At 56.1% G+C, this 26,718-nt stretch carries 21 protein-coding genes and 1 pseudogene; 18 read left to right on the forward strand and 4 right to left on the reverse strand.

The window, feature by feature from the left end; all coding sequences use genetic code 11:
* From AC2FLA_RS14950 to AC2FLA_RS14960, 3 genes are all read right to left on the reverse strand, one after another.
* Complete coding sequence (locus AC2FLA_RS14950) at positions 1-1,314, reverse strand: HlyD family type I secretion periplasmic adaptor subunit (RefSeq protein WP_496723198.1); 1,314 nt, start codon at positions 1,312-1,314, stop codon at positions 1-3.
* Entirely contained in the window at positions 1,314-3,011 is a 1,698-nt protein-coding gene (locus AC2FLA_RS14955) for a type I secretion system permease/ATPase (RefSeq protein WP_496723225.1), read from the reverse strand. Before AC2FLA_RS14955 ends, AC2FLA_RS14950 begins: the two co-directional genes overlap by 1 nt.
* 755 nt (positions 3,012-3,766) lie before the next feature.
* Positions 3,767-5,026, reverse strand: coding sequence for an aminotransferase class V-fold PLP-dependent enzyme (locus tag AC2FLA_RS14960; RefSeq protein WP_496723199.1), 1,260 nt, complete (start codon positions 5,024-5,026; stop codon positions 3,767-3,769).
* A gap of 557 nt (positions 5,027-5,583) precedes the next feature.
* Between AC2FLA_RS14960 and AC2FLA_RS14965 the strand changes: the two genes are divergently transcribed.
* From AC2FLA_RS14965 to AC2FLA_RS15050, 18 genes are all read left to right on the forward strand, one after another.
* A complete protein-coding gene (locus AC2FLA_RS14965; RefSeq protein ID WP_496697747.1) occupies positions 5,584-7,323 on the forward strand; it encodes an ABC transporter substrate-binding protein in 1,740 nt (579 codons plus the stop codon).
* Between the two features lie 82 nt (positions 7,324-7,405).
* Positions 7,406-8,455 (forward strand): ABC transporter ATP-binding protein, encoded by a 1,050-nt coding sequence (locus AC2FLA_RS14970; protein WP_496723201.1) that lies wholly within the window; start codon positions 7,406-7,408, stop codon positions 8,453-8,455.
* A 1-nt stretch (position 8,456) separates the two neighbouring features.
* Positions 8,457-9,533 carry an ABC transporter ATP-binding protein gene (locus tag AC2FLA_RS14975; protein ID WP_496723202.1) on the forward strand — a complete coding sequence of 359 codons (1,077 nt, stop codon included), beginning with the start codon at positions 8,457-8,459 and terminating at the stop codon, positions 9,531-9,533.
* Entirely contained in the window at positions 9,530-10,393 is an 864-nt protein-coding gene (locus tag AC2FLA_RS14980) for a carbohydrate ABC transporter permease (protein ID WP_058274620.1), read from the forward strand. The genes AC2FLA_RS14975 and AC2FLA_RS14980 overlap by 4 nt, the downstream gene beginning before the upstream one ends.
* Positions 10,390-11,187 carry a carbohydrate ABC transporter permease gene (locus AC2FLA_RS14985; RefSeq protein ID WP_170415418.1) on the forward strand — a complete coding sequence of 266 codons (798 nt, stop codon included), beginning with the start codon at positions 10,390-10,392 and terminating at the stop codon, positions 11,185-11,187. The genes AC2FLA_RS14980 and AC2FLA_RS14985 overlap by 4 nt, the downstream gene beginning before the upstream one ends.
* A gap of 8 nt (positions 11,188-11,195) precedes the next feature.
* On the forward strand, positions 11,196-11,600 hold the full coding sequence (locus AC2FLA_RS14990; protein WP_496723204.1) for a DUF2160 domain-containing protein: 405 nt from the start codon (positions 11,196-11,198) through the stop codon (positions 11,598-11,600).
* Positions 11,601-11,666: 66 nt separating this feature from the next.
* Entirely contained in the window at positions 11,667-12,062 is a 396-nt protein-coding gene (locus AC2FLA_RS14995; RefSeq protein WP_113790821.1) for a BlaI/MecI/CopY family transcriptional regulator, read from the forward strand.
* On the forward strand, positions 12,049-13,146 hold the full coding sequence (locus AC2FLA_RS15000) for a M56 family metallopeptidase (RefSeq protein WP_496723206.1): 1,098 nt from the start codon (positions 12,049-12,051) through the stop codon (positions 13,144-13,146). The genes AC2FLA_RS14995 and AC2FLA_RS15000 overlap by 14 nt, the downstream gene beginning before the upstream one ends.
* An 832-nt stretch (positions 13,147-13,978) precedes the next feature.
* Positions 13,979-14,995, forward strand: a complete 1,017-nt coding sequence (locus tag AC2FLA_RS15005) for a substrate-binding domain-containing protein (protein WP_496723207.1) — start codon at positions 13,979-13,981, stop codon at positions 14,993-14,995.
* Between the two features lie 98 nt (positions 14,996-15,093).
* Positions 15,094-16,608 carry a sugar ABC transporter ATP-binding protein gene (locus AC2FLA_RS15010; RefSeq protein ID WP_496723209.1) on the forward strand — a complete coding sequence of 505 codons (1,515 nt, stop codon included), beginning with the start codon at positions 15,094-15,096 and terminating at the stop codon, positions 16,606-16,608.
* The gene (locus tag AC2FLA_RS15015) at positions 16,605-17,618 is read left to right on the forward strand and encodes an ABC transporter permease (protein WP_233494861.1); all 1,014 of its coding nucleotides are present in this window, start codon (positions 16,605-16,607) and stop codon (positions 17,616-17,618) included. The genes AC2FLA_RS15010 and AC2FLA_RS15015 overlap by 4 nt, the downstream gene beginning before the upstream one ends.
* The gene (locus tag AC2FLA_RS15020) at positions 17,618-18,586 is read left to right on the forward strand and encodes a sugar-binding transcriptional regulator (RefSeq protein WP_496723211.1); all 969 of its coding nucleotides are present in this window, start codon (positions 17,618-17,620) and stop codon (positions 18,584-18,586) included. Before AC2FLA_RS15015 ends, AC2FLA_RS15020 begins: the two co-directional genes overlap by 1 nt.
* Positions 18,583-19,584 (forward strand): aldo/keto reductase, encoded by a 1,002-nt coding sequence (locus AC2FLA_RS15025; protein ID WP_496723213.1) that lies wholly within the window; start codon positions 18,583-18,585, stop codon positions 19,582-19,584. The genes AC2FLA_RS15020 and AC2FLA_RS15025 overlap by 4 nt, the downstream gene beginning before the upstream one ends.
* 31 nt (positions 19,585-19,615) lie before the next feature.
* Complete coding sequence (locus AC2FLA_RS15030) at positions 19,616-21,337, forward strand: glycerol-3-phosphate dehydrogenase/oxidase (RefSeq protein ID WP_496723214.1); 1,722 nt, start codon at positions 19,616-19,618, stop codon at positions 21,335-21,337.
* The gene (locus tag AC2FLA_RS15035) at positions 21,328-22,170 is read left to right on the forward strand and encodes a class I fructose-bisphosphate aldolase (RefSeq protein WP_496723216.1); all 843 of its coding nucleotides are present in this window, start codon (positions 21,328-21,330) and stop codon (positions 22,168-22,170) included. Before AC2FLA_RS15030 ends, AC2FLA_RS15035 begins: the two co-directional genes overlap by 10 nt.
* The gene (locus AC2FLA_RS15040) at positions 22,163-23,674 is read left to right on the forward strand and encodes an FGGY-family carbohydrate kinase (RefSeq protein WP_496723217.1); all 1,512 of its coding nucleotides are present in this window, start codon (positions 22,163-22,165) and stop codon (positions 23,672-23,674) included. The genes AC2FLA_RS15035 and AC2FLA_RS15040 overlap by 8 nt, the downstream gene beginning before the upstream one ends.
* Before the next feature lie 5 nt (positions 23,675-23,679).
* On the forward strand, positions 23,680-24,690 hold the full coding sequence (locus AC2FLA_RS15045) for a zinc-binding alcohol dehydrogenase family protein (protein WP_496723219.1): 1,011 nt from the start codon (positions 23,680-23,682) through the stop codon (positions 24,688-24,690).
* Between the two features lie 19 nt (positions 24,691-24,709).
* Entirely contained in the window at positions 24,710-26,323 is a 1,614-nt protein-coding gene (locus tag AC2FLA_RS15050; protein WP_496723220.1) for a GMC family oxidoreductase, read from the forward strand.
* A gap of 92 nt (positions 26,324-26,415) precedes the next feature.
* On the opposite strand, the pseudogene AC2FLA_RS15055 reads toward AC2FLA_RS15050, so the two are convergent.
* Positions 26,416-26,583: pseudogene (locus AC2FLA_RS15055) on the reverse strand (IS5/IS1182 family transposase); the annotation flags it as partial.
* Positions 26,584-26,718 lie beyond the last annotated feature (135 nt).

Genomic DNA, 26,718 nt, shown 5'->3' on the forward strand with positions numbered 1-26,718 from the left:
TCACTCTCGGAATGCCCGGTTGAAGTAATCTGCCAGTGGTTTGACCAAATAAGACATTGGCGTACGTTCGTCCGTCTTGATCAACGTTTCAACTGGCATACCGGGCAGCAGTTCCTGCCCTTTCAGACGATCAACTTGCCCGTCTTGTGGAACGACTTCGGCGCGATAGAATGTTTGGCCGGTGTTTTCGTCGGTAAACGTATCAGCCGAGACATTCATAACTTGTCCGTCAATTTCAGGCGTTTCACGCTGATTGAACGCGGGAAACCGCAACAAAACCGGCTGGCCAACATGCAACTGGTCCACGTGAATTGCATCAACACGCGCAGCGACGACCAGGGGCGTATCCTGCGGTACCAGATACATCATAGGTTCCGCTGGCTGGATCACGGACTGCAGGGCAAAGACCTGACTGCCGTAAACCGTTCCCGAAACTGGGGCGCGGATATCCAGTCGCGAAAGACGGGTGTCCAGCGACAGACGGCGCTCGGCCAATTCAGCAATCTGGGACTGAATATCACGCAGGGTCGTGATGGCTTCTTCTCGCCGTGTTGCTTCAAGCTCAAGGATCGAGATTTCGGTCGCTGATATCTGGCCTCCTAGGCGCGCGGCGGCAGCTTCCAAACGACCGATATCCCCTGTGAGGCTGGCCTCTTCACGCTGTAGGGCCGAAACACGGCTGGCCTGGGTAAGGCCGCGCTGAAGCAAGCTTTGCTGATCGTCCAGTTCGGTTTGGATCAATTCAACCTGACGCCGCAGCGAGACAAGCTGCGCTTCGGTACCGTCGATTTCACTTTCGATTTGAACGGTCTGTTTGCCCAGTTGCTCAGTTTGCTGGTCCAATGTATTCAATCGCGCCTCGAACAGGCGTTGCTGACCGGCGATCAGATCAGGGTCGATGTTTTCCTGTTGCTGAATCTCAGCCAACCGGGTGGCCAAAGCTTCGGCATTTGCGCCATCGCGCTCGACTTCCAAACGGGCCCGGCGGGCCAGCAGTTCGAACAGCTGGGCCTCGACAATGGTCTTCTCGGACGACAGAAACGTATCATCCAACCGCAATAGTAATTCGCCGCTGGTGACGGCATCGCCATCGCGCACATAGATCTCACCAACAACGCCGCCGTCGGGGTGTTCAATCACCTGACGGTTGCTTTCGACCTCGATAATGCCCTGAGAGATAATGGCTCCGGCCAAACGCGTGTTGACGGCCCAAACACCCAAACCGCCAACAAGGATGCCGAGGGCCGCAAATCCGACCAGGGCAGGGATCGTAATGCGCCATACGGGGCGCGGGTTATTTGTTTTGTCCTGCATCAGTTGCCAGCCTTGCTAAGGTTGCGCTTGATCGATCCGGCATTTTGAACGACTGCACCCAAAACCTCATCCCTTGGGCCGGATTTGACAACCTGTCCTCGTTCGACAACCGCAAGATCATCACATTCCGAGATCGCTTGAGGACGGTGCGTCATAATGATCGTGGACTTTCCCGCGGCCTTAAGATCGCGGACAGCGGCGTTCAGCGCCTCGGTTCCATCGGCATCCAGCGCCGAATTCGGTTCGTCCAGGATCAACAAAACGGGGTCACCGTATAGCGCGCGCGAAAGCGCGATCCGCTGCTTCTGACCGCCTGACAGCTGACTGTCATTGCCTTCCAGAATGGTATCGTAGCCTTTTTCCAGCGTCAGAATCAGCTCATGCGCGTTGGCTTTCTTGGCGGCTGCTACAACGGCTTCTGGGTTTGGGTTTTCAGACATGCGCGCAATGTTTTCGGCGACAGTTCCGTTGAACAACGTAACTTCTTGTGGAAGGTACCCGATATGCTGACCCAGATCAGTTGGATCATACTGATCTAGCGTTGCACCTCCCAAACGGATCTCGCCTGCTGCAGGACGCCAAATACCCAAAAGCGCCTTGGCCAAAGTGGATTTTCCTGACCCGCTTTTTCCGATGACACCAAGTGCCCGCCCAGGCTCGAGGTTCAATGAGACGTTGCGGAGGGTTGGAGTATCCGCTCCAGGCGGGATGACCGTCAGACCCTTGGCCGTCAGCCGGGCTTGGGGCACAGGCAGCTTGGTGCGCTGTTTTTCGGGCGGCGTGGCATCCAGAAACTGGCTCAACGAGGTCCACGCCGTTCGGGCGCGTTCAACGACAGCCCATTGCCCAACAACCTGCTCGACGGGTGCCAAAGCACGACCCAGCAGGATCGAACCTGCGATCATCGCGCCGGGGGTCAATTCATTGCGCAGAACAAGCAAAGCCCCAAGCGCCAGCATTGCAGATTGCAAAAACAGCCGCAGCGATTTCGTCACTGACGTAAAGCTGCCGGTCCAGTCACTGGCGGCGATTGTTTGTTGCAAGGCGTCTGTTCGTTGACGCTGCCATCTACGCGTGATGTCCTCTTGCATGCCTTGCGAGTGTACGACCTCGGCTGCTTGTCGGGCATGTTCGGAAAAGATGTTGGCTTTTGCCGACGCGGATTGAGCCAAGGCGACCTTGCGACGAGTCAGTATTTGGTTCAGCAACGCGATCACAACTAAAAGCGAGCCACCACCAACGGCCAGCCAGCCCAGAAGAGGATGGAACAAAAAAATTGCCGCGATAAAAATCGGCGTCCAAGGGATGTCCATGACGGCCAGCAGAACCGGAGAAGAACACAGGTTTTGGATGGACTCCAGATCGCGCAACGCTGTTGCAGGTGCAGCCCGGGCGCGTGGGTGTAGCGATCGGCGCAGGGTTGCATCAAAGACGCGTTCGTCCAACTGCGATTGAAACCGAGCGCCGAAACGCGCCACGATTCGACCCCGCGCGAAATCGAGCATGGCCATAAGGCCGTACAAAAGTGCCACCAGCAGAAACAGCGCAGCCAACGTCTCGACCGCTCGGGATCCAAGAACGCGATCATAGACCTGCAACATGAACAAAGGCCCAGTTAGCATCAGCAAGTTGACAAAGATACTGAATAAAAACGCCAGCGCCAGGAATGTGATCCCCTGGTTGCGCGCCGACTGCATTTCACGTCTTGGCTGTGCTGCCATGTGGTTCTTAATATTCACGAACGAAGCTTCTCGTGTTTGTTGCTCGGGTTTCGAATGGCTAGCATTCGCGCGCATCCTAGACTGATGTTCAAACAGTGGAAACACATGTCGTCGCATATGGTCCATATGCCGCCGACCGAGCTTCGAAATTGGCGTTTTTAATATGGTTTATTGGCATCAACTCGCACGTTGAGTGAAGCATATTCCCCTGACCTTCAAATAGCGCAATCGGGACAGAGTCCACATGGTCAGTACCTCAGGCCCTAGCCGTGTTTTTGTCGCGGTCGCGCCTAGCTTCAACCTTGCCGTTACAATGGGTGCGTTGGACACCAGGGCGATGTCTCAGCCGACTAGGCGGTCTGCGATGGGGCCTAAAATGTTGTTCAACCTTGGGGTAGGATTCTGGCTTTTAAGGATCATTTGCCAAAACCTTCAACGGATGGCGGGATGGCTTAGGCAGTGTTCACCTGATCGATGAATTAACACGGCAACTGGTTGACAGAGTTGCAGCCGAAGCCTGTGGAAAATTGCTGGCCAAGCCGTCACGGCAACGCGATGCAAGGATCGTTGCCTTGCAAAAGCCAAATCCAAGTTTGCGCTGACATTTGGTAGGTTCCCAAGGGTTCATCACCGTCATCATCGAACTGACGCCGGTCGTGTCTTTGTTGCGATTCTGATGACGCTCGGATGCGCGGTTAAACGCCGCGCACTCCCGTGTGTTCGCCAGCCCGTCAGCGGTTTTCGCCCAATACCTTGATCGCCCCCAGTAGACGGGCGATTTCCTGTTCCGTGTTGTAGTGACAGAAGGAAATGCGGATGCAATCCGACAGACCCAGCGGCGTAAGAACGTTGCCGGAATAGTGATCGGCCTTTCGCGTATGGGTGCGAATGCCCTGTTGATTCAATATCTCGACCACGTCTTCGGATGCATGCCCCTCGGCCACGATTGACACCAGTCCTTCGCGTGCCGGGTTATCGGCGCCCGCCAAAATGGTCACGTGGTCCATATCACGCAGTCCTGGCAGATTGCCTGTGCCGTTGATTGCAGTATTGGTCAGGTGGGTTTCATAGGCGTGAATGGCGCGACCCGCGGCCTCGATCCGTTTGCGCGGCTCGGTCTCATCCGAGACTTCGCTACCGAGCCAGTCAAAATACGCCACTACGTCCGATACGGTTGCATATGAACCCGTATCGCGGGTCCCGAACTCCCACCCGGTTACAGGTGCGTCGATCAACATGTCATGCGGCAAAGCGCTGAGTTTGTCAGAAATCCAGGCGATGCCATATCCGTGACGCGAAAACACTTTGTAGGGTGAGATCGCGTAGCCATCGACATTATAGCCATCCAGGTCCAGTTGCCCGTGGGCCGCATGCTGAATGCCGTCGACGATGATCAAACAATCCGGTGCCACAGAACGGATCGCCGCGGAAATAGCAGCTACGTCCATGCCCATGCCTGTCACGGGCGACGCATGCAGGATTGTTGCCACCGCGACATCTGGCGTTATCAGCGTGGTATAATCTTCGGCCGTAACCAATCCTGTGTCGTTGTCGTGGGGCACGTTCACATACTCCAGCCCTGCGATTTCAGCCCAGCGGCGTGCTGCGCTTCGGGTGGCCGGGTGCTCGATGGATGAACCTATCACTTTTGACCCTTTGGGGGCGACCAGACACGCGGTGCGGATCATGCGAAACAGCAGCTCGGTTCCGCTTTCACCTGCGAAGAACTGCCCGGAAGATGCGTTCATGAACACGGCCAGGTCGTCTTTGGCCTTGTTGATAACGCCTTGGGTTCCCTGACCTGCCGGATTTATGCGCCCGGGATTGTCCGGGATTGCTGCATAAAAAGCCGAGGTTTCAGCGACGGATTTCAATGTCAGTGCACCGCCCGCATTCTCGAAAAAGATGCGTTCGCCTTGAAACGGGCAAGTGCCGACATGGGCGAACCGGTCGCGGATGGCGTCGATGAGGGCAGGGTTGTCTTGGATCATAGATTTGTCCTGTGCATAGTCAGAGCGCGGTTCACGATCGTACGGCGGAGCTTGGTCGCCGCGATAAGGCTTTGTTCCGAAAACCGTCGACAGAGTCATCGAAAATTCCGCGAATTGAATTGATCAGGCCGCATGCTGCCATCCTGTCAAGCGACAACGCGACATGATTGCGTCGGACCGTCGTTTTGTGTCGCTATCGAACTATTCTTTCAAAAAAAATTTCGCGCGTTTTACCGGGAGATCCAGATGAGAATGGCGTCTTCTATTGGCTCGAGGGTGTGGCGAAGCACGGGATATGTATCGTGAACGGTTTCATATCCTCGACAATGGTTTTTGTAAGCTTAAGCATCTTCCCGCAGGGTGTTTTTTACGATGATCGGGCACTTTCCTGCCGTTGGTAGATACGCTAGCTTGTTTGAAATATAGATTATTATTAAATAGTTATGCTGGATTTATCTATTTACTAAAAATTTAGTTTGACAGGCGCGCAGAAAATCGCTGATGCTGTCTGCTATCCGGTTTGCGCCGGAAAACCATAATTTTTTGGGAGGAAAGAGATGCGGAGACATCTACTTTCCGCAGTGGCGGCTGTGGCCGTCATTGCGGGGCACGGTCCCGTTTGGGCCGACGAAGCCGCAGCACAACGTTGGATCGACGATGAATTCCAGCCATCGACGTTGTCGAAAGACGAACAGATGTCGGAAATGCAGTGGTTCATCGAAGCTGCACAGCCTTACTCTGGCATGGAAATCAACGTCCTGTCCGAAGGCATCCCGACACACTCTTACGAATCCGAGGTCCTGACCAAGGCGTTCGAGGAAATCACCGGCATCAAGGTCAACCACCAAATCCTTGGTGAAGGCGAAGTGGTTCAGGCGGTTCAGACCCAGTTGCAGACCGGCCGGAACCTGTATGACGGCTATGTCAACGACAGTGACCTGATCGGCACGCATTCGCGTTTGCAGCTGGCCTATCCGCTGACCGACATGATGGGTGGCGACTGGGCCGGTACGACCTCACCGACGCTGGATCTGGATGACTTCATGGGCATTCAGTTCACCACCGGCCCGGACGGCAAGCTGTATCAGCTTCCCGACCAGCAGTTCGCAAACCTCTATTGGTTCCGCAAGGACTGGTTCGATGATGAGGCCAACAAAGCCGCGTTCAAAGAGAAGTATGGCTATGACCTGGGCGTTCCGGTCAACTGGTCAGCTTACGAGGACATCGCAGATTTCTTCACCAACGACGTAAAAGAAGTCGACGGCACCACGATCTACGGTCACATGGATTACGGCAAGCGTGCGCCCGACCTGGGCTGGCGTATGACTGATGCATGGCTGTCGATGGCTGGTGCAGGTGATAAAGGCGAGCCAAACGGTATCCCCGTCGACGAATGGGGCATCCGCATGGAAGCGGGCACCTGTAACCCTGTTGGCGCTTCGGTGTCGCGCGGTGGTGCTGCAAACGGTCCGGCCGCGGTCTACGCAATCCGCAAATGGGATGAATGGCTGCGGAACTATGCGCCTCCGGGTGCGGCGTCTTATGACTTCTATCAGTCGCTGCCGGCGCTCAGCCAAGGCAACGTGGCCCAGCAGATCTTCTGGTACACAGCCTTTACCGCCGACATGGTGAAGCCGAAGTCCGAAGGCAACAACACCGTGGATGACGAAGGCACGCCGCTGTGGCGGATGGCGCCCAGCCCGCACGGCCCCTACTGGGAAGACGGTCAGAAGGTTGGGTATCAGGACGTGGGTTCCTGGACATTCCTGAAGTCGACCCCTGCGGATCGTGCTCAGGCGGCCTGGCTCTATGCCCAGTTCGTGACGTCCAAGACTGTCGATGTGAAGAAGTCCCATGTGGGTCTGACCTTCATCCGCGACAGCTCGGTCAACCACGAGTCGTTCACCGAACGCGCACCCAAGCTGGGTGGTCTGGTCGAGTTCTACCGCTCGCCTGACCGTGTGGCATGGTCGCCGACCGGCATCAACGTGCCGGACTATCCGAAGCTGGCCCAGATCTGGTGGCAGCAGATCGGTGACGTGAACTCGGGGGCCTTCACCCCGCAAGAGGCGATGGACCGTCTGGCCGAAGAGATGGACATCACCATGGCCCGCATGCAGGCCGCGGATGAAAGCGCCGGTGTCTACGGTGGCTGTGGTCCCCGCTTGAACGAACCGCAGGATGCGTCGTTCTGGTTGGAAAAAGCAGGCTCGCCCAAAGCCAAGCTTGAGAACGAAAAGCCGCAGGGCCAAACCGTCAACTATGACGAACTGGTTCAGCGCTGGCAGTCTCAGTAAGCCATTGAAACCCGGGGATGCCGTTTCAGGCATCCCCACCTCAAGACCAGTGCGACGCACTGAAGAACCGGAACCCACGGACATGATCGAACTACAAGATGCCACCAAACGCGTTGGCAACGTTATCCATATCAAGCCCACGACCCTGACGCTGCAAACCGGCCATTTCAATGTGCTGCTGGGCGCGACGGGATCGGGCAAAACCTCTCTGATCAAGATGATGGCCGGGCTGGACCCGATCGCCTCGGGCAAGGTGCTGATGGACGGGCAGGACGTCACAAGGCTGAACACGCAAAAGCGGCAGATCAGCCTCGTGCACCAGTTCTTCGTGAACTATCCGCATATGACTGTTTTTGACAACATCGCCTCGCCGTTGCGTGTGGCTGGGATGGCGAAATCCGAGATTGAAGGGCGCGTGGAAGAGGCCGCCGACTTGCTGCAACTGCGCCCTATGTTGCATCGCCGACCGCATGAGCTGTCAGGCGGACAACAACAACGTACCGCACTGGCCCGTGCCATCGCGAAAGAAAGCCGCGCCGTATTCCTTGATGAACCGCTGGCGAACCTCGACTACAAGCTGCGCGAAGAACTGCGCGAGCAACTGCCCGACCTGTTCGCCGGTCGCGGTGCCGTGGTGGTTTACGCCACCTCGGAACCCGAGGAAGCGTTGCTTTTGGGTGGATATACCGCCCTTATGGAAGACGGTCGCGTTACGCAATTCGGCCCGACGGCTGATATCTATCGCAACCCAGAGAATATTGCCGCTGCGCGCGTGTTCTCAGACCCGCCGATCAATGTGGCCCGCGTCACCGTGTCCGGCGCACAAGCGCGATTGGCGGGTGGAGGTGGCTGGCAGGTCGCGGATATGACCGATGGCGAGTACATGGTCGCAGTGCGGCCGCACCGAGTGACACCAATCCGCACCTCGGATGCGGATGTGGAATTGACCGGTCGGGTGATTGTCACAGAGCTGTCGGGTTCGGATTCCAGCGCGCACTTCCAGCACGGGGATGATGCTTGGGTCTCTTTGGCGGCAGGCGTGCACCCTTATCGGGTGGGCGAAGATCACCGATTTTATATGAACCCGGCCCATTGCCGGTATTTCGGCCAAGACGGCAAAAGGGTGGCCTGACATGGCACAGATCAAGCTTTCAAACCTAAAACACAGCTATATGCCGACGCCGGCAGGTCCGGAAGACTATGCGCTGAAGGAAATCGACGTGACATGGCGCGATGGTGGGGCATATGCACTGCTGGGGCCGTCGGGTTGTGGCAAGTCCACGTTGTTGAACATCATCTCGGGCTTGTTGATGCCGTCCGAGGGCCAGATCCTGTTCGATGATCGCGACGTGACAGCTCTGCCGCCTGACCAGCGTAATATCGCGCAAGTATTCCAGTTCCCGGTGATCTACGACACGATGACCGTGGGTGAAAACCTGGCGTTTCCGCTCAAAAACCGAGGTGTTGATACGGCGACGATCAAACGTCGCGTTGATGAGATTGCCGAGATGCTGGATGTCACTGAGTTGCTCAAGACCCGAGCGTCAGGACTCAGCCCGGACAACAAACAGAAGATCTCGATGGGTCGCGGTCTGGTCCGCGACGACGTAAATGCGGTGATGTTCGACGAACCGCTGACTGTGATCGACCCACACCTGAAATGGAAGCTGCGGTCGAAACTGAAAGAACTACATCAGCGCGTCAAAGCCACGATGATCTACGTGACCCATGACCAGACCGAGGCGCTGACCTTCGCGGACGAAGTGGTCGTGATGCAGGATGGCGAAGTGGTTCAAATTGGCACGCCTGTTGAGCTGTTCGAGCGGCCCCAGCACACTTTTGTTGGTCACTTCATCGGCTCACCTGGCATGAACGTTCTGCCCTGTGAAGCCAAGGGCGACCGCGCCGTTTTCGAAGGTCACGAAGTGATGCTGGAAGGTCCGACCCATGGTGATGGCGGTCGAACCGATCTGGGCATCCGCCCCGAATATGTTGGGTTCGGTGACACAGGTATCCCTGCACATGTAACAAAGGTCTCGGATATTGGCCGTCACTACGTGGTCAGCGCCATGGTCGGTAACACGGCCCTAAAAGCAGTAACTGAACACAGTGTCCCGGAACCGGGATCACAAGTCTTCCTGCAATTCAAACCTGAACAATCGCGCGTCTACCGCGACGGCTGGATCGCAAGCGAGGAGCGGGCACAATGAGAACGGAAAACCAAAAGGCATGGTTCTTTGTCTTACCGGTTCTGGCACTGGTCGCCTTCAATGCGCTGGTGCCGATGATGACGGTGGTCAACTACTCAGTGCAGGAAACCTTCGGCAACAACCAGTTCTTCTGGGAGGGACTGGGCTGGTTCGAACAGATCCTGCGTTCCGACCGGTTTCAGGCTGCGCTTGGACGGCAGTTCCTGTTCACTTTCCTGATCCTGCTGATTGAGGTGCCGCTTGGCATCATTGTGGCCCTGTCGATGCCGCGCAAAGGGTTCTGGGTTCCTGTTTGTCTGGTTCTCATGGCTCTGCCGATGCTGATCCCGTGGAACGTTGTAGGTTCGATGTGGAATATCTTTACCCTGCCCAAGATCGGCTTGCTGGGCTATTTCCTAAATGACGTTTTGGGCATCAACTATGACATGACGCAGCAGCCGCTGTCGGCGTGGATCACGGTCGTCATCATGGATGTCTGGCACTGGACTTCATTGGTCGTACTACTCTGCTATGCTGGCCTCGTGTCGATCCCTGACGCCTATTATCAGGCCGCCAAGATCGACGGTGCTAGCCCGTGGTCGGTATTCCGCTATATCCAGTTGCCCAAGATGAAAACAGTCCTGACCATCGCGGTACTGCTGCGGTTCATGGACAGTTTCAACATCTATACCGAGCCCTTCGTTCTGACCGGCGGCGGCCCCGGCAATTCAACCACCTTGCTGTCGATCGACCTTGTGAAGATCGCGCTGGGACAATTTGACCTTGGCCCTGCAGCCGCGATGAGCCTGATCTACTTCGCCATCACGCTGCTGGTGTCTTGGGTCTTCTACACTCTGATGACAAAGGATGACGCGCAATGAAGAAGCGGTCCCTTATCCCGATCCTCTATATCGCGTTCCTCATGCTGCCGATCTATTGGCTGGTGGCGATGTCCTTCAAGACGACAAACGAGATCCTGTCGGGCTTTTCCCTATTCCCCCAGACTTTTACACTGGAAAACTACGTCACGATCTTCACGGACCCGACGTGGTATTGGGGCTACATCAATTCGATAGCTTACGTGACGATCAACACAGTGCTGTCGGTGTGTGTTGCCTTGCCAGCCGCTTATGCGTTCTCTCGGTATCGGTTCCTTGGCGACAAGCAGTTGTTCTTCTGGTTGCTGACCAACCGTATGGCGCCGGCCGCGGTGTTCGCGCTGCCCTTCTTCCAGCTATATTCGTCCATCGGTCTGTTCGACACATATCTAGCCGTGGCACTTGCCCATACACTGTTCAACGTGCCGTTGGCTGTTTGGATCCTGGAAGGTTTCATGCGCGGCATTCCCAAAGAACTGGATGAGACCGCCTATGTGGATGGGTATTCGTTCCCACGTTTCTTCGTGACGATTTTCCTGCCGAACATCAAAGCGGGTGTTGGTGTCGCGGCCTTCTTCTGCTTCATGTTTTCGTGGGTCGAGATGCTGTTGGCCAAAACCCTGACTGCGGTCGAGGCTAAACCCATCGCGGCCGTGATGACGCGTACTGCCTCCAGCGCCGGGTACGAGCTGGGCCTGCTGGCCGCTGCCGGAACCTTGACCATCATCCCCGGAGCCATCGTCATTTGGTTTGTCCGCAACTACATCGCGCGCGGTTTCGCGATGGGTCGTGTGTGAGGTTCGATATGCGTAAACTTCTTCTCATCCTCCCCTTCGTACCTACGACGGCCTTGGCTCAGGCTCAGACCGGATGGGGCAACGTTGGCCAACAAGAGGAAAAGGGATTTTCCTGGACCGACCCTTTGTGGCCCGATTTCTGGATGGCCTGGACGCCTGCGACACTTGCAGTTTTCGTTGGGATATTCTCAGCCATCGCGCTGATTGGCGTTCTCGAAGGCTTCAAGTATCGCGACGGGATTGAGCGGCGCGGCGTGTTGGGTCTGACCACCACGCTCGGCGATCGTCTCTTCATCACGCTTCTGGGCTCGGCCTACATCTTTCTGGCCTGGCTCGGATTGGTTGGGCAACCGGTTTGGACGCCGCTGTTTTTGTCCATCGGTTGGGGCATCTTCGTCTTCTGGAAAGTTTAGGCTTTGCGAAACAGTGAAAGGATGCTTGTCTGTCAGGCATACTAATAAATGGCGACACCGAGACTGATGCGAAAGAAAAAAACTACGAACTTACTGACTGAAGTGGAACTTGAGTTCATGAACGAACTCTGGGCGCTGGGTCAGGGCTCGGTCCGAGATGTTCTTGATCGTTTGGCGCCGGATCGAAATCTGGCCTACACATCCGGCGCAACAATTTTGCGCATTCTCGATGAAAAGGGATTTGTAGAAAGCGAAAAGAACGGCAAATCGTTGATTTATAGGCCACTTCTGGAAAAAGACAGGTATCAGTCGCGTTCGCTGCAAAATCTCTCCCGGACGTTATTCGACGACACCCCCGCAACTTTGGTTGCAAGGTTGGTCGACGATGCGGGGCTGACAGAAGATGATCTGGAGGAAATTCGAGCACTGGTAGAGAGGAGACTGCAAAATGACGGCGGTTAAACCGGTTCTCGACGCGTTTCTCGAGTTCAATGTTGTACTTGGATTGTCGGCACTTATCTGGCTGGCGGTGCGCGTCGTATTCGCGCGATCGTCGATGCGATATGGGTTTGTTGCACAACTTCGATCGCTCAAAGCACTTTGTATTTGTGTTGTGCTGAGCCCGGTGCTGGCCATGGGTGTCTCGGCCTTTATCGGTTTTCTGTGGCCTGGACGCGCAGTCGCGCTGGGGGATCTGGCCGTGGCAGCCTATTTGCGTGGTGATATTGCCATGCCGGCTGCGCAGTTCGAAACCCTGCTGAACACGCGCGAACGTTGGCTTGATCACGTTCTTTCTGGTTCGTCTGTCCTTGTAACATGCGTTTTGATTGCATTCGCTCTGGTGTCTACTTTCCTGACAATTCGTGTGCTTCGCGATGCATGGGCAATTCGCAAAACCGTGAGATCCAGCTTTCTTTGGCGGCGGTCGTCCAAGGTAGACATTCGTTTGTCGGACAGGATAACTGTACCCTTCGCTGTGCGCGGCCTACGTCGCCGACACGTCGTCTTACCCAGCCATTTGCTGAATACACCGCGTGAATTGCGGTTCGCTCTGGCACACGAATTTCAACACATCCGTGCCATGGATGTGGAGTGGGAACTGGGTTTTGAGCTGATGCGCCCGCTACTGTTCTGGAACCCGGCATATCTGGTGATTAAGCACCAGTTTGACCGACTGCGCGAGTTGGCCTGTGATCAATCCGTTGTCTCGCGTAAGGGGATAGACGCCAAAGACTATACGGCCTGTTTGTTGGATTACTGTTCGCGATCTCTTACAATGAACTGCCCACGTATCCTTCATGTGGCCTTGGTGAACGGGACAAAAGCAAAGCATGTGTTGCGTTTGCGTGTGATTGCCTTGACCGAAGCGTCGACGGCAAGTCCTCCTCTGTCTGCTGTATTTCTTGGGATGACCCTAGCATTGGCAACCATTCTTGCTATCAGCTCGGCGTCAGTGCGCCAAACGCAGGATTGGAGCCACGATCGCTTGATGCTGTCGACAGTTGTTAATCTGGAACGGCTTGAGGCTCGCACTCAGGGGAATTGATATGCGGTGATGATCTCCAGCCAGGGTTGGAGAGACGGATTGCGGTGTTTTGCGCATGTGTTCAGTGCCGGGCATTTTCGGCCCAAGGCCGGTGAACTTTGAGTTTCTGAAGGGGCAGGGGTACCTCGTTTTTATGCAATCAGGCAGAGCTATGTCGTTTCACAAACGTACAACTGCTTGCACAACCGGCACGGTGTTGCAGTGCGGGCTCGAACCCATCGTAACCATCAGTGTTTTTTAAAACTGATAACGCCCAAGGACAGAACGATTTTCGCGAGACCAAGAGCCAGGTAGTGGGCTGTGACAAGATTGGCAGTTTCACTATGCACTTTATTTGCAGCAAAACCCAATCAATGAAGGCCGGGATCACACGGACCTTCCGTTCGGCGATTTCTAGGCCAAAAGCAGGCGTGAGGGAGGTCAGAAAATTTTGACATCCTTCCCGACAGCGCCGTAACGGAGACTTTCCTTTTGTTGCTGGAAATATGGCCACGATTGGGGATATTCGCAGCCTTTACTTGATCCAATGTACGGTGAATCGCCGCTACCGCAACGATCATTTTCCCACAAAAGTGCATTTTCAGCTGCTCGCAAAAGGTTGCCAAGAGTTTGGTTTGGGCGTGCTTGGGTTAAGTGCGCCAATCCCATAATGCACCACGAAGTGAAATTTATTTCGCGAACTGACAATTTTCCATGAGCATGTTGACGACCCTTTCGTCACACCTCTAGAAATCAAATGTGCAAAAAAAACCAAATGGCGAAATTTCTTGCATAGCGGTGCTGGAGGAGCAACGCATCGCGATAGCAAGTGCATTCCGATGGGAGGAAATTCATGAACTTTTCGAAAGCAAACAACATTATCGCGTCCGCTGCTTTGGCGGTGGCTGGCATCACAGCCACCTCAGCGCAGGCCGAGGGCATAATGTGCGAGCCGGGTGAGACTTATGTTATGAACGTCATGGTCTCGGGCCATCCCTATTGGGTGCCGGTCTATCAGGGCTTCAAACAGGCAGCCGAAGCCTTTGGATGCGAGACCGTGTTCTCGGGCACGCCAGACTATGACATCACCAAGCAGATCGCCTCGTTCGAGCAGGATCTGGTGAAATCGCCTGCTGGAGTTCTGTTGCACCCGATGCAATCCGACCCTTTCATCGAGCCGATCAACCGAGCCATCGATAACGGCACGGAAATCGTGACCTTTGCTGCAGACAGCCCAAATTCTAAACGTACCGGATACATTACGTCAGACAACCATGCCGAGGCCAAGTTTGCCGCGGAAGAGATTGTCAAACAGGTGGGTGACAGCGCCGAGTATGCGGTTCTGGAAAACCCGGGTCAGTCGAACCATGACCTGCGCGTGACTTCCTTGATCGCGTATATGGAGGATAACTATCCGAACATGAAACTGGTTGGGCGTCAGGCCACAAACCAGGACAGCAACGCAGCTTATCGCGCGACTGCATCGATCATTCAGGCCAACCCGAATGTTGCCGCGATCTGGATCCCCGAAGCCGGTTCGGCGGAAGGTGCGGTTGCCGCCAAACTTGAAGCGAAATCTAATATTCTGATCATGCATGCGGATGTGACGCCGACCACGCTGGAGCATATCCGTGCAGGCAATATCCACATGTCTCTGAACCCCAATCAGGGTGTGCAAGGCTTCATGGGTTTCATGGCGGTGCACCTGGCGAACCGGGCAGACGTTTTTGATCCTTTCAACGACTGGAAGACCAGCGGCTTCAACCCGGTTCAGATCCCGTTCATGGACAATGGCTTTGCGGTCATCACCAAGGACAATGCCGACAGCTTTGATCTGAATGTCTACATGGACGGACGCGATCCGGCCTGATCGGAGCACCCCCTCCGACAAACCGCCCGCGCAATTCCAATTGAGTTTGCGGGCGGTTCTCTACCCGAACCGACACAAGTCCCCGAGACGGTGGTGCTATGCAAGATGACGTGATCCTTCGGATATCGAACCTCAGCAAGTCCTTTGGCCCGGTCAAAGCATTGCGCGGGATTGATTTTGAACTTCGCAAGGGGGAAATCCACGCCATTGCAGGGGAAAACGGCGCAGGCAAGTCGACCCTGATGAACGTGATCGATGGGATATTGCAACCTGACAGCGGCGAAATCGTGCTGGACGGCGACCCGGTCAAAATCTCGTCACCCACAATGGCGCAACAGCTAGGTATTGGTTTTGTCCATCAGGAAATTGCCCTGTGTCCTGATGTGTCGGTGGCCGAAAATATCTTTATGGCCAAGACCAATGTCAGCCGGTCCTGGCTGATGGACTATCGAAAACTGGAACGCGATGCAGTCGATGTGTTTCGGCAGCTCAGCGATATTGATCCGTCGATCCTGGTGAAACATCTTTCGATCTCGAACCAGCAACTGGTCGAGATCGCCAAAGCCCTGACGCTGGAATGCCGCATTTTGATCCTTGATGAGCCGACAGCCGCACTCACGGAAGCCGAAGCCCAAACCTTGTTCGGGATCATGCGCAAACTGGCGGATCAGGGGATTTCGATCATCTATATTTCGCACCGGATGGTCGAGATATTCGACAATTGCGACCGGGTTTCGGTGTTCCGGGACGGGCAGCATATCGTCACGCAAAACGTTGCCGAAATTCAACCCAGCGATGTGGTCAACGCCATGGTCGGACGGGTGATCGACAATCTCTATCCCCAAAAGCAAGACGCGGCTTCAGACGAAGTTATCCTTGACGTGCGCAACCTAACCGAAGCAACGCGATTTCGCGATGTCTCATTCACACTGAACAAGGGTGAAATTCTGGGCGTCGCCGGTCTGATCGGCGCCGGCCGTAGTGAGATTGTCAAGGGTATTTGCCAGCTTGAGGGGGATGTCACGGGTGAGGTCTGGCTGAACGGTGAAAAGCTTAATTTGCGGAATTATCAGGACAGTATCTCGCATGGGATGGTGTATCTGTCCGAGGACCGCAAGGGGGACGGCGTGTTCCTCGATCTGCCGATTGCCGCCAATATTTCCGCCCTGAATCTGGAGCAGGTGGCTAATGGGATTGGCCTGATTCAATCCGGTACGGAAGAGGCACAAGCCAGGGCGTTGGGGCACAAGCTGAACCTGAAATGCGGATCGCTGAGCGATCCGGTGTCGTCCTTGTCGGGGGGCAATCAGCAAAAGGTGGCGCTGGCCAAAATGCTGTCAGTGAACCCGCGCTTGATTTTTCTCGACGAACCGACCCGCGGGGTCGATGTGGGCGCGAAATCCGAGATTCACCGCATTCTGCGCGAACTAGCGACCGAAGGCGTGGGGATCGTCGTGATTTCCTCAGAGCTGCCCGAACTGATTGGTGTCTGTGACCGCGTGCTGGTGGTGCGTGAAGGGCGCATCAGCGGGCAGGCCACCGGCGATGAGATGACAGAAGAAAACATCATGCACCTGGCCTCGGTCATGGACGCACAGGACTCGGTCGCATGAGCGGAGACACGAAAATGGACAACACTGTAAATCTGACCCCAGCGGGATCATCCGACAGCGCACCGCTGCTAAAGCGCATGTTGCGTATGCGTGAGACTGGGCTGATCGTCATTATCCTGGGTTTGTTTGTGATTATGTCATTCGCGTCGCCCTACTTTCTGACCTGGGCCAATATGCGGGCGATGTCCATGGCCTTTGCGGTCGATGGTCTGCTGGTAATTGGGATGACGATCCTGCTGATTTCCGGCGGGATCGATCTATCGGTTGGATCGGTCACCGCGCTTGCGATGGTGATCGCGGGATGGCTCTTTCTCAGCGGGATAGATCCGTGGGTGGCCTCGGCCATGGCAATAGCCCTTTGTACGGCCATTGGTGCATTTATGGGGTTCTTTGTCACCCGTGTCGGCCTGCACCACTTCATCGTCTCACTCGCCATCATGGTGATTGCACGAGGTGCCTGTTTGTTGTTCACCGGAGGGCGACCGCTGGGCCTGTATACCCTTCCTCCTGAATTCAAGTTCATCGGGCAGGGGTCCATCGGGCCGATACCGATTGTGATTGTGATCTTTTTGGTCTTCGTCATCGCCTTTGATTTCATGCTGCGGCGCACGACCATGTTCCGCAAGGTGTTCTACACCGGCAGCAACGAAAAGGCCGCCGCCTATTCGGGCATTCGCACCAAAAAGGTGATCTTTCTGACCACAACCTTGTGTTCGACGCTCTGCGGTGTGGCAGGCATCATTTACATGGCGCGGTTCGGATCGGCACAGCCCACATTCGGGCTGGGACTTGAACTGACTATCATCGCCGCCGCTGTCATTGGCGGGGCCAGTTTAAATGGCGGTTCGGGGTCGATCCTGGGTGCGATCCTCGGTGTGATCCTTCTGTCACTGGTTTCCAGCTCGCTGGCGCTGCTGGATGTGTCGGTCTACTGGCAAGACATTATTCGCGGCTCGATCCTTCTGGCAGCGGTCACCATCGACCATTATCTGAACAAGAGGCGCGGGTGATGTTGGACAAGAAGAAAGACTTTGAACTTATCCGCCAGATCCACACCGTCCTGGTGCTGCACTATCTGGAAGGACAGAAACAGGCCGATATCGCGCGGGCGCTGAATCTATCGAACTCGAAGGTTAATCGCCTGATCACGCAGGGCCGCAAGATGGGCATGGTCAAGATCGACGTGGAAAGCCCGTTTGAAACACTGATGGACATAGAGCGTGATCTGACCCGGTCGACGAGTCTGACTGAGGCCATCGTAACCCCATCGGTCGCGGGAAGTGCCGAGACGACCTTGCAACAGGTCGGGCGTGCCGCGGCAAATCATCTGGTCGAAACCCTGCGGGATGGTGACGTCATCGCGATCACCGGAGGTAAAGCCATCAGCGCAACGGTTGCGGCGCTGGAAGTTGAACGCGCATTTGATGTGACGGTAGTGCCTTTGACCGGCGGCATTCAGGGTAAGTATTATACCGACGTGAACCACCTCGCGACGCAGATGGCCGAGCGTTTGGGCGGCAAAACCATGTTGCTGCATGCGCCGCTGTTTGCTGAAAGCCGCGACCAGCGCGATATGCTGGAACAGGTGTCTTCCATCCGTGAGGTTTTGGATATCGCCCGCCGCGCCAATGTCGCGTTGGTGGGGATCGGTTCGATCGAACCTGAAGGTTCCAGCTATTACGATCTGCATCCGGTGCCCGAGGCCGACCGCAAGATGCTGGTGGGAATGGGCGTGATCGGAGAGTTTCTGGCCCATCTTATCCAAACCGACGGCTCGGTTTCGAACTATGCCCTGAATTCTCGATTGGTTTCGGTGGCTCCAAACGATCTGGCGCAATGTGCGCGGGTAATAGGTGTCAGCACCGGGGCAGAAAAGGTTTTGCCAATCAAGGCGGTGCTGAACGGCAAGTTTCTCAACTCGCTGATCCTGGACGAAGACACAGCGACCGCAGTCATACAGGAAATGGAAGGAACATGAGGATGTCGCATGAGATGCTGACACGCGAAATAGGTGCGTCGGGGATCCAAGCCTCGGTCATCGGGCTGGGCACATGGGCCATCGGTGGCTGGATGTGGGGCGGTACGGATGAAGCCAAATCCATCGCGGCGATTCAGGCTTCGGTTGATGCGGGCGTGACCCTGATCGACACAGCTCCGGCATACGGGCAGGGCGTGGCCGAGGATATCGTAGGCAAAGCCCTTAAGGGGCGTCGCGAAAAGGTTATTCTGGCGACTAAATGCGGACTGGTCTGGCATACGCAGAAGGGCAACCATTTCTTCGACTATGACGGAAAACCGGTGCATCGTTATTTGGGCAAGGATGCGATCATCCATGAGGTCGAGCAAAGCCTGACCCGTCTGGGCACCGATTACATCGATCATTACATCACCCATTGGCAGGACCCGACGACCCCCATCGCCGAGACGATGGAAGCGCTGGATACTTTGAAACAGCAGGGAAAAATCCGTTCCATAGGCGCCAGCAACACCTCGGTCGATGAGGTGAAGGCCTATGTTGTTGCTGGCCAGCTGGATGCCATTCAGGAAGAATACTCGATGGTCAAGCGCGACATTGAAGGCACGTTGTTGCCGGTTTGTCGTGAGAATGGCGTGTCAGTGCTCAGCTATTCCTCGCTGGCGCTGGGTCTGCTCAGCGGCAAGATCGGGCCGGATCGCGAATTCACGGGTGACGATCAGCGCAAGGACAATCCACGCTTTTCTATGGCGAACCGCCAGAAAGTGGCGGACCTGATGGCGGCCATCGCTCCGATTGCCGAGACGCACGGCGCGACCCTGGCGCAGACCGTGATCGCATGGACGGTTCAGCAACCCGGTATCACCTTTTCGCTGTGTGGGGCACGTGATGCAGCGCAGGCGGTGGAGAACGCCAAGGCTGGGCAGTTGCGCCTGACCGAGACCGAGATTTCCCAGATCAACACGCAAGCCCAGGCTCATTTGAGCGATCTGGACAGCTAAGCCTCAACGCCCGTTTACGAACAGGACCATCATGTCAGATCAAAGACAACAAAACCTGACACGGTTGCGCGAAGACGCTGCGTTTGACGTGGTGGTGATCGGCGGGGGTGTGAACGGAATAGGGGTCTATCGTGAACTTGCTTTGCAGGGGCTTCGGGTGTTGCTGGTCGAGCGGAACGATTTCGCCTCGGGGTGCAGCGCGGCCCCGTCGCGGATGATCCACGGCGGCTTGCGCTATCTCGAAAACGGTGAATTCGATCTGGTGCGTGAATCCCTGCGGGAACGCGATGCGCTGTTGCGGAACGCGCCGCATATGGTGCGGCCTTTGCCGACGGTTATTCCGATTACGTCGGTTTTTTCGGGCGTGTTAAATGCAGCGGCAAGCTTTGTCGGTTGGCAGGGCAAGCCCTCGAGCCGCGGGGCGGTGCCGATCAAACTTGGTTTGACGCTCTATGATTGGGTCACACGTAAGCGGCGTATCCTGCCAAAGCATCACTTCAATAGTGCAAACCGGACCCGCTCGGACTGGCCCGAATTGACGACCAAAGCCGCGCGGTCGGCGGTGTATTACGATGCGCAGATCACCCATCCGGAGCGGCTTTGCGTTGAGATGATCCGGGACATGCAGGCTGCGGCTCCGGACTGTGTCGCCCTGAACTATGCGGAAATGACGCGGGACGGCGAAACCCACACCATCACGGATCGGCGCAGCGGCAAGACCATACCGGTTGAGCCCAAAGTGATCGTGAACGCAACCGGTGCGTGGCTTGACGATACTGTGCAAGCCTTTGGATGCGGCGCGAACGAAAAAATGGTCTCGGGGACCAAAGGCTCGCACCTGATCATCGATAACCCGACCCTTTTGCAGGCGCTTGGCGGGCATATGGTCTATTTCGAAAACACCGACGGGCGGGTCTGCATCGTATTTCCGTATCAAGGCAAGGTGCTGGCAGGTTCCACCGATATCCGCGTCGACAAGGCCGCACGTGTGCGGTGCGAACCCGACGAATTCGACTACATCCTCGGTTCGCTTCAGCTGGTTTTCCCAGGGGTTGAGGTCGAGGCCGATCAGGTGGTGTTCAGCTATAGCGGTATCCGCCCGTTACCACGCAGTGATCAGGATTTTACCGGCCGGATTTCGCGCGGCCACTACACACGGCGTCTGGATGGGAAAGTTCCGCAGTTCTGCATGATCGGTGGCAAATGGACGACTTTCCGCGCCTTCGGAGAGCAAACGGGCGATGAGGTTCTGGCCGAACTCGGCGCGACACGCCGGACGTCCACCCTTGGGCTGGCCATTGGCGGCGGTGTTCAGTTCCCCGATGACCCGATCACTTGGCAAAGCCGGCTGGTGGATGAATTCCACGTCACGCACGAACGGGCGCAGCACCTGATCGAACATTATGGCAGTCAGGCCGATGATGTCGCGCTGTTCTGTCAATCGTTTTTGGACACACCTCTGATTGTCGACTGCCCTTACACGGTGGCCGAAATCATCTGGCTGATGCACACCGAGTTTGTCGAGACACTGTCCGACATCGTCCTGCGCCGCACCTCGTTGGCCATAACAGGACAGATTTCCGAAGCATTGCTGGACCGGCTGTGCCGCATCTTTGTCGAACAACGCCAGCTTAGCCCACAAGAAATCACCGATCAGAAAGAAACGCTGATCCATGAATTGTCTGAGTTCTTTGGCGTCTCAGCCGCAACTCTGACCGCACGAAACAAGGAACGGAGAACAGAATGCGCGTAAGCACCAAAGCCCGGATGAACCGGATGTTTACCAACGGTGGATGCCTGGACGTCGCGATCGACCACGGGGTTTGCAACGAGCCCAGCTTCATGGTCGGGCTTGAGGATATGGCAGGGGTCATGGACACGCTCGTCGGGGCCAAACCGGATGCGATCCAATGTGCCTATGGGCAGGCCGATTTGTTGCAGTCACGACCTGAAAAGGACAAACCCGCGCTTGTAATGCGGATCGACATGGGCAACCCCTATAATGATCAGCGGCATCGGGTGATGTGGTCGATGCTGCAAAACGCGGACGAGCCAATCATCGGCGCGCTTGAGATGGATGCCGCTGCCGTGGTCGTCAACCTGTTCATGTTGCCTGACGAACCTGAGCTTTTCCGCCAATGTGTCGAGAATATCAGCCGGGTACGCGCGGCTTGTGACAAATACGGAATGCCGTTGATGATTGAGCCTCTGGTCATGCTGCCCAACGACGTGCGCGGCGGCTATCAGGTGGACGGCAATGCCGAGAAGATCGTGACGCTGGTGCGTTTGGCCTCGGAAATGGGGGCTGACATCATCAAGGCTGATCCGACCGAGAACCCAGAAGACTTTCATCGTGTCATCGAGGCCGCGCGCGTGCCAGTTCTGGTGCGTGGCGGCGGCAAGGAAGACCTGCAGAATGTGTTGATGAAATCAGCAGCCCTGATGGAGCAGGGCGCGCAAGGGATGGTCTATGGCCGCAACATCTATCAGCATGACAATCCGAAGGCGGTTGTGGCGGCTTTGATGGCAATGATCCACAACCGGGCGGGCGGCGAAGAAGCGTGGGACATCTATAACCGTGGCTGAAAACCAGTACATATTGGGGCTGGATGCCGGGAACACGGTCATCAAGGCTGTTCTCTTCGACTTGCGGGGGCGCCCGGTTGCGATGCAGGCACTGGACGGTCAATCCTCGACCCCACAACCGGGGCATGTGGAACGCGACCTGAATGAGCTGTGGGTTAATGCGCGGCAGGTGATTGCCGGTTGCATTGACACTGCCGGTATCGACGCGACCGATATCATAGGTGTTGGGTGCGCAGGCCACGGCAACGGGCTTTACCTGTTGGACAAGGCAGGCGAAGCCCTGCTGGGCATTCAGTCTCTGGACACCCGCGCCGCAGGACTGGCCGAAGAACTTTCCGACGCGGCAGGTGATGCTCTGCACAGCTTGTGCCTGCAAAAGCCCTGGCCGTCACAGACGCCTGTTTTATTGGCTTGGATCAAACGTCACCGGCCCGAGATCTATGCCCAGACCGGCACGGTAATGCTGTGCAAAGACTTCATCACTCATAAACTGACTGGTGAGCGCGTCAGCGATATTTCGGACATGTCGGGCTGTGGCCTGACGCGTATGCCCGATTGCACTTATGACGATGGTTTATTGGCGCTATACGGGCTGAGTGATGCCAGTGAGATGCTGCCCCGCCTGATAGACCCGGCAGAGGTTGCCGGGACCGTCAGCGCCGAAGCCGCGGCTGTAACAGGATTGGTCACGGGCACACCGGTGATCGGGGGCTTTTTCGACGTCGTCTCCAGCGCAATGGGCTCGGGTGTGGTGCGCGCGGGTGAGGCTTCGATTATCGCAGGCACATGGAGCATCAATCAGGTGTTTTCGGACGCGCCTGCTGTCAATGATGACCTGTTCATGGTGTCTGGCTTTGGGCCGAAACGGTTCATAAATATCGAGTCCAGTGCCACATCGGCTGCCAATCTGGAATGGTACGTTCGCGAATTCGTCGAACGCGGCGCACATCACGACGACCCTTTCGGTTACTGCAACGCCAAGGTGGCCGAGGTTCAGCCGGCTGCAGATGATCCGTTCTTTCATCCGTACCTTTATGGTTCGGGGCAGGGGGCGTCTTTCAGGGGTGGGTTCTATGGCGTTGCTGGTTGGCATGGCGAAGGTCACATGCTGCGCGCGTTATTCGAAGGCGTTTTGTTCGAGCACCGACGTCATATCGAGGTTTTGAAAGCTGCGGGCGTCAGCTTCGATCAGGCAGTTCTTTCGGGCGGCGGGTCGCGCAGCCCGGTCTGGCCGCAGATGTTCGCCGATTGTCTTGGCGTCCCTATCTACGTGGCCGAGGCACAGGAAACCGGAGCCTTAGGTGCGGCCATCGGTGTGTCGGTGGCGACCGGTGCATATGGTTCATATGAAGAGGCGATTGGCCAGATGACCCGTCGCAAATCCGAGTTCCTGCCGAATTCGGCCATGCAATTGCACTACGACCTGCGATACACGCAATACCTTGCGCTGATCGAAGCGATGCGCGGGTTTTGGGAGACTTCACAGAGTTCGATCGAAAGGTAGCAAAGATGAAAGCCGTGGGATTTCTGAAATCGCTTCCTATTGAAGCCGCCGATAGTCTGTTGGACGTCAATCTGCCCGACCCGATCATGCAGCCCAACGATCTGCTGGTCGAGATCGAGGCAATCTCGGTAAACCCGGCGGATGCCAAGCGCCGCATTCGAACGGCCGCTGAACAGGACCACTCCGAGCCGTTCATTCTGGGATACGACGCTGTGGGTATTGTTTGTGACCTTGGTGCAGAGGTCACCAGTTTTTCCAAAGGCGACCGGGTCTGGTATGCGGGTGATGTCAATCGTCCTGGCTCCTACGCCGCGTTTCAAGCCGTCGACCATCGTATTGCCGCATTGGCCCCGAATTCTGTTAGCCCCCAAGCGGCGGCTTCTTTGCCTCTGGTATCATTGACGGCTTGGGAGATGTTGTTTGACCGGCTGCAAGTGCCGACAAACGAAACGCCTTCAAGCTTATTGGTCATTGGAGGGGCCGGAGGGGTCGGATCGATAACTCTCCAACTGGCGCGCAAGCTGACCGGACTGCACCTGATCGCGACCGCCTCACGTCCGGAAACAGTTGACTGGTGCCGGGAAATGGGTGCCCATCAGACGGTCAACCACAACGATCTAATTGCCCAAGTTCGCACGGCAGGGCACGAGAACGTGGACTACGTCACCCAGTATGCCGACACGGCGCAGCATTGGGACGCAATGTGCGAACTTATCGCTCCGCAAGGCCGGATTGGGACCATCGTAGAGACAAGCGAAAAGCTGGACATCTCGGCCCTGCAGGGCAAGTCCGCCGCGCTGATGTGGGAGCTGATGTTCACACGATCCCTGTTCGGCACAGAAGATATGGCGCGCCAAGGGCAGATTTTGGCACGTGTCGCCCGTCTGGTTGATGATGGCATCATCCGGACAACCGAACAAAAAACACTTCATGGCTTGTCAGCGGCCACGATCAAAGAAGCCCACGCGATCATTGAATCTGGCCGCATGATCGGCAAACTCGTCGTCGCATATTAATCAGAAAGACCAATACTCCATGACAGACGTCCGGAAACTTGATGGGGATTACGACTATATCATAGTCGGCGCGGGCACGGCCGGATGCGTTCTGGCCAACCGCCTGACAGAAAATCCCAATACGCGGGTGCTGCTGCTCGAGGCAGGGGGCTCAGATAATTACCACTGGGTGCATATACCGGTCGGGTATCTTTATTGCATTGGCAACCCGCGAACGGACTGGATGATGAAAACCGCGCCCGAACCGGGCTTGAACGGACGTTCGCTGGTCTATCCGCGTGGCAAGGTGCTGGGGGGATGCACCTCGGTCAATGGCATGATCTATATGCGCGGACAGGCAGCGGACTACGATCATTGGCGGCAGCTGGGCAATGCCGGATGGGGTTGGGATGACGTGTTGCCCTATTTCTTGAAATCCGAGGATCACCATGCCGGGCCCGCAGACATGCATGGGCACGGAGGGGAATGGAAGGTCTCGAAACAGCGCTTGGAATGGGACATTCTGAAAGCCGTGCAGGAGGGCGCTAAGGAATTTGGCATCCAACCGCGCGCAGATTTTAACGATGGCAGCAACGAAGGGACCGGGTTTTTCGAGGTCAATCAACGCAACGGTGTGCGTTGGAACACGGCCAAAGGCTTTTTGCGCCCGGCGATGAAACGGCCCAACTTGCGCGTTCTGACCCATGCTGAAACCGAGACGCTGTTGTTCGACGGCAAGCAGGTGACGGGCGTGCGCTACCTGCACAAGGGCGATCAATATGACGCCTATGCCGGGTCCGAGGTCTTGCTGGCAGCGGGCGCGATAAACACGCCCAAAATTCTGGAATTGTCAGGCGTGGGCCGGGGCGATGTGCTGTCTGAACATGGCATCGTCTTGCATCACGAAAGTCAGGGCGTCGGTCAGAACCTGCAGGACCATTTGCAAATCCGCACTGTGTTCAAGGTCCGGAACGCAAAAACCCTGAACACGATGGCGAATTCACTGCTCGGGAAAGCAAAGATTGCATTGCAATACGGCCTGGCGCAATCAGGGCCAATGTCGATGGCCCCCAGCCAGTTTGGGATGTTTACAAAATCCAATCCCGATCTGGCCACACCCGACCTGGAATACCATGTGCAACCGCTGTCCACGGACAAGTTGGGCGACCCGCTTCACCCGTTCCCGGCGATTACCGTCTCGGTCTGCAATCTGCGGCCTGAAAGCGTGGGCACCTGCCATATTCAGGCGAAAGACATCAAAGCACAGCCAGACATTCGCCTGAACTACCTGTCGACAGAAAACGACAAACGCGTTGCAGCGAAATCCGTGCGACAGGCGCGGCAAATTATGACGGCGAACGCTCTGAAATCTTATCAGCCTGAGGAAATCTTGCCGGGCTCGGCGATGGAGTCAGAGGAAGACCTTGTGAAAGGTGTAGGTGATATCGCCACAACTATTTTCCACCCTGTCGGCACCTGCAAAATGGGCTCGGATACATCTGCTGTGGTCGGCGCGGATCTCAAGGTGCATGGACTGTCGGGATTACGGGTGGTTGACGCATCTATCATGCCAAAAATCGTATCCGGCAATACGGCTTCACCGGTTGTGATGATTGCAGAGAAAGCGGCAGATATGATCCGCGAAGGAACTTGATAAGTGACATATATCGCGCGCAATTGATGCAAGCTTCCGGATTTGTTGCACAAACTGGTTGAGGGTCGCACTTCCCATTTTCCGTTGCGGATTTAACCTACGGACTCAACGAAAGGTATGCCAAGATTGGTGTTGCAGTTGAGCACGGCAAAGCGGATCTCGATCTCCGCCACCTGCTTGTCGAAGGCCCGCGCCGTGAGACATTGTTCCAATAGTTTCAAGCATTGCATTTTTGTCTCGAAGCGGCTCCAGCGGTGATATCAGCCCCATCGTCGCCCTTTGACTTTGCAATCATATAGCGCAAACTAAACTGGTAGGTGCCTAGGGTCAGGACCCATTGATTTCCGCTTGGCTGCGTGATTCACGGTTCGAAAATCGAGCGGTGACCATGTCTG

Source organism: Ruegeria sp. CDSA033 (assembly GCF_059612305.1).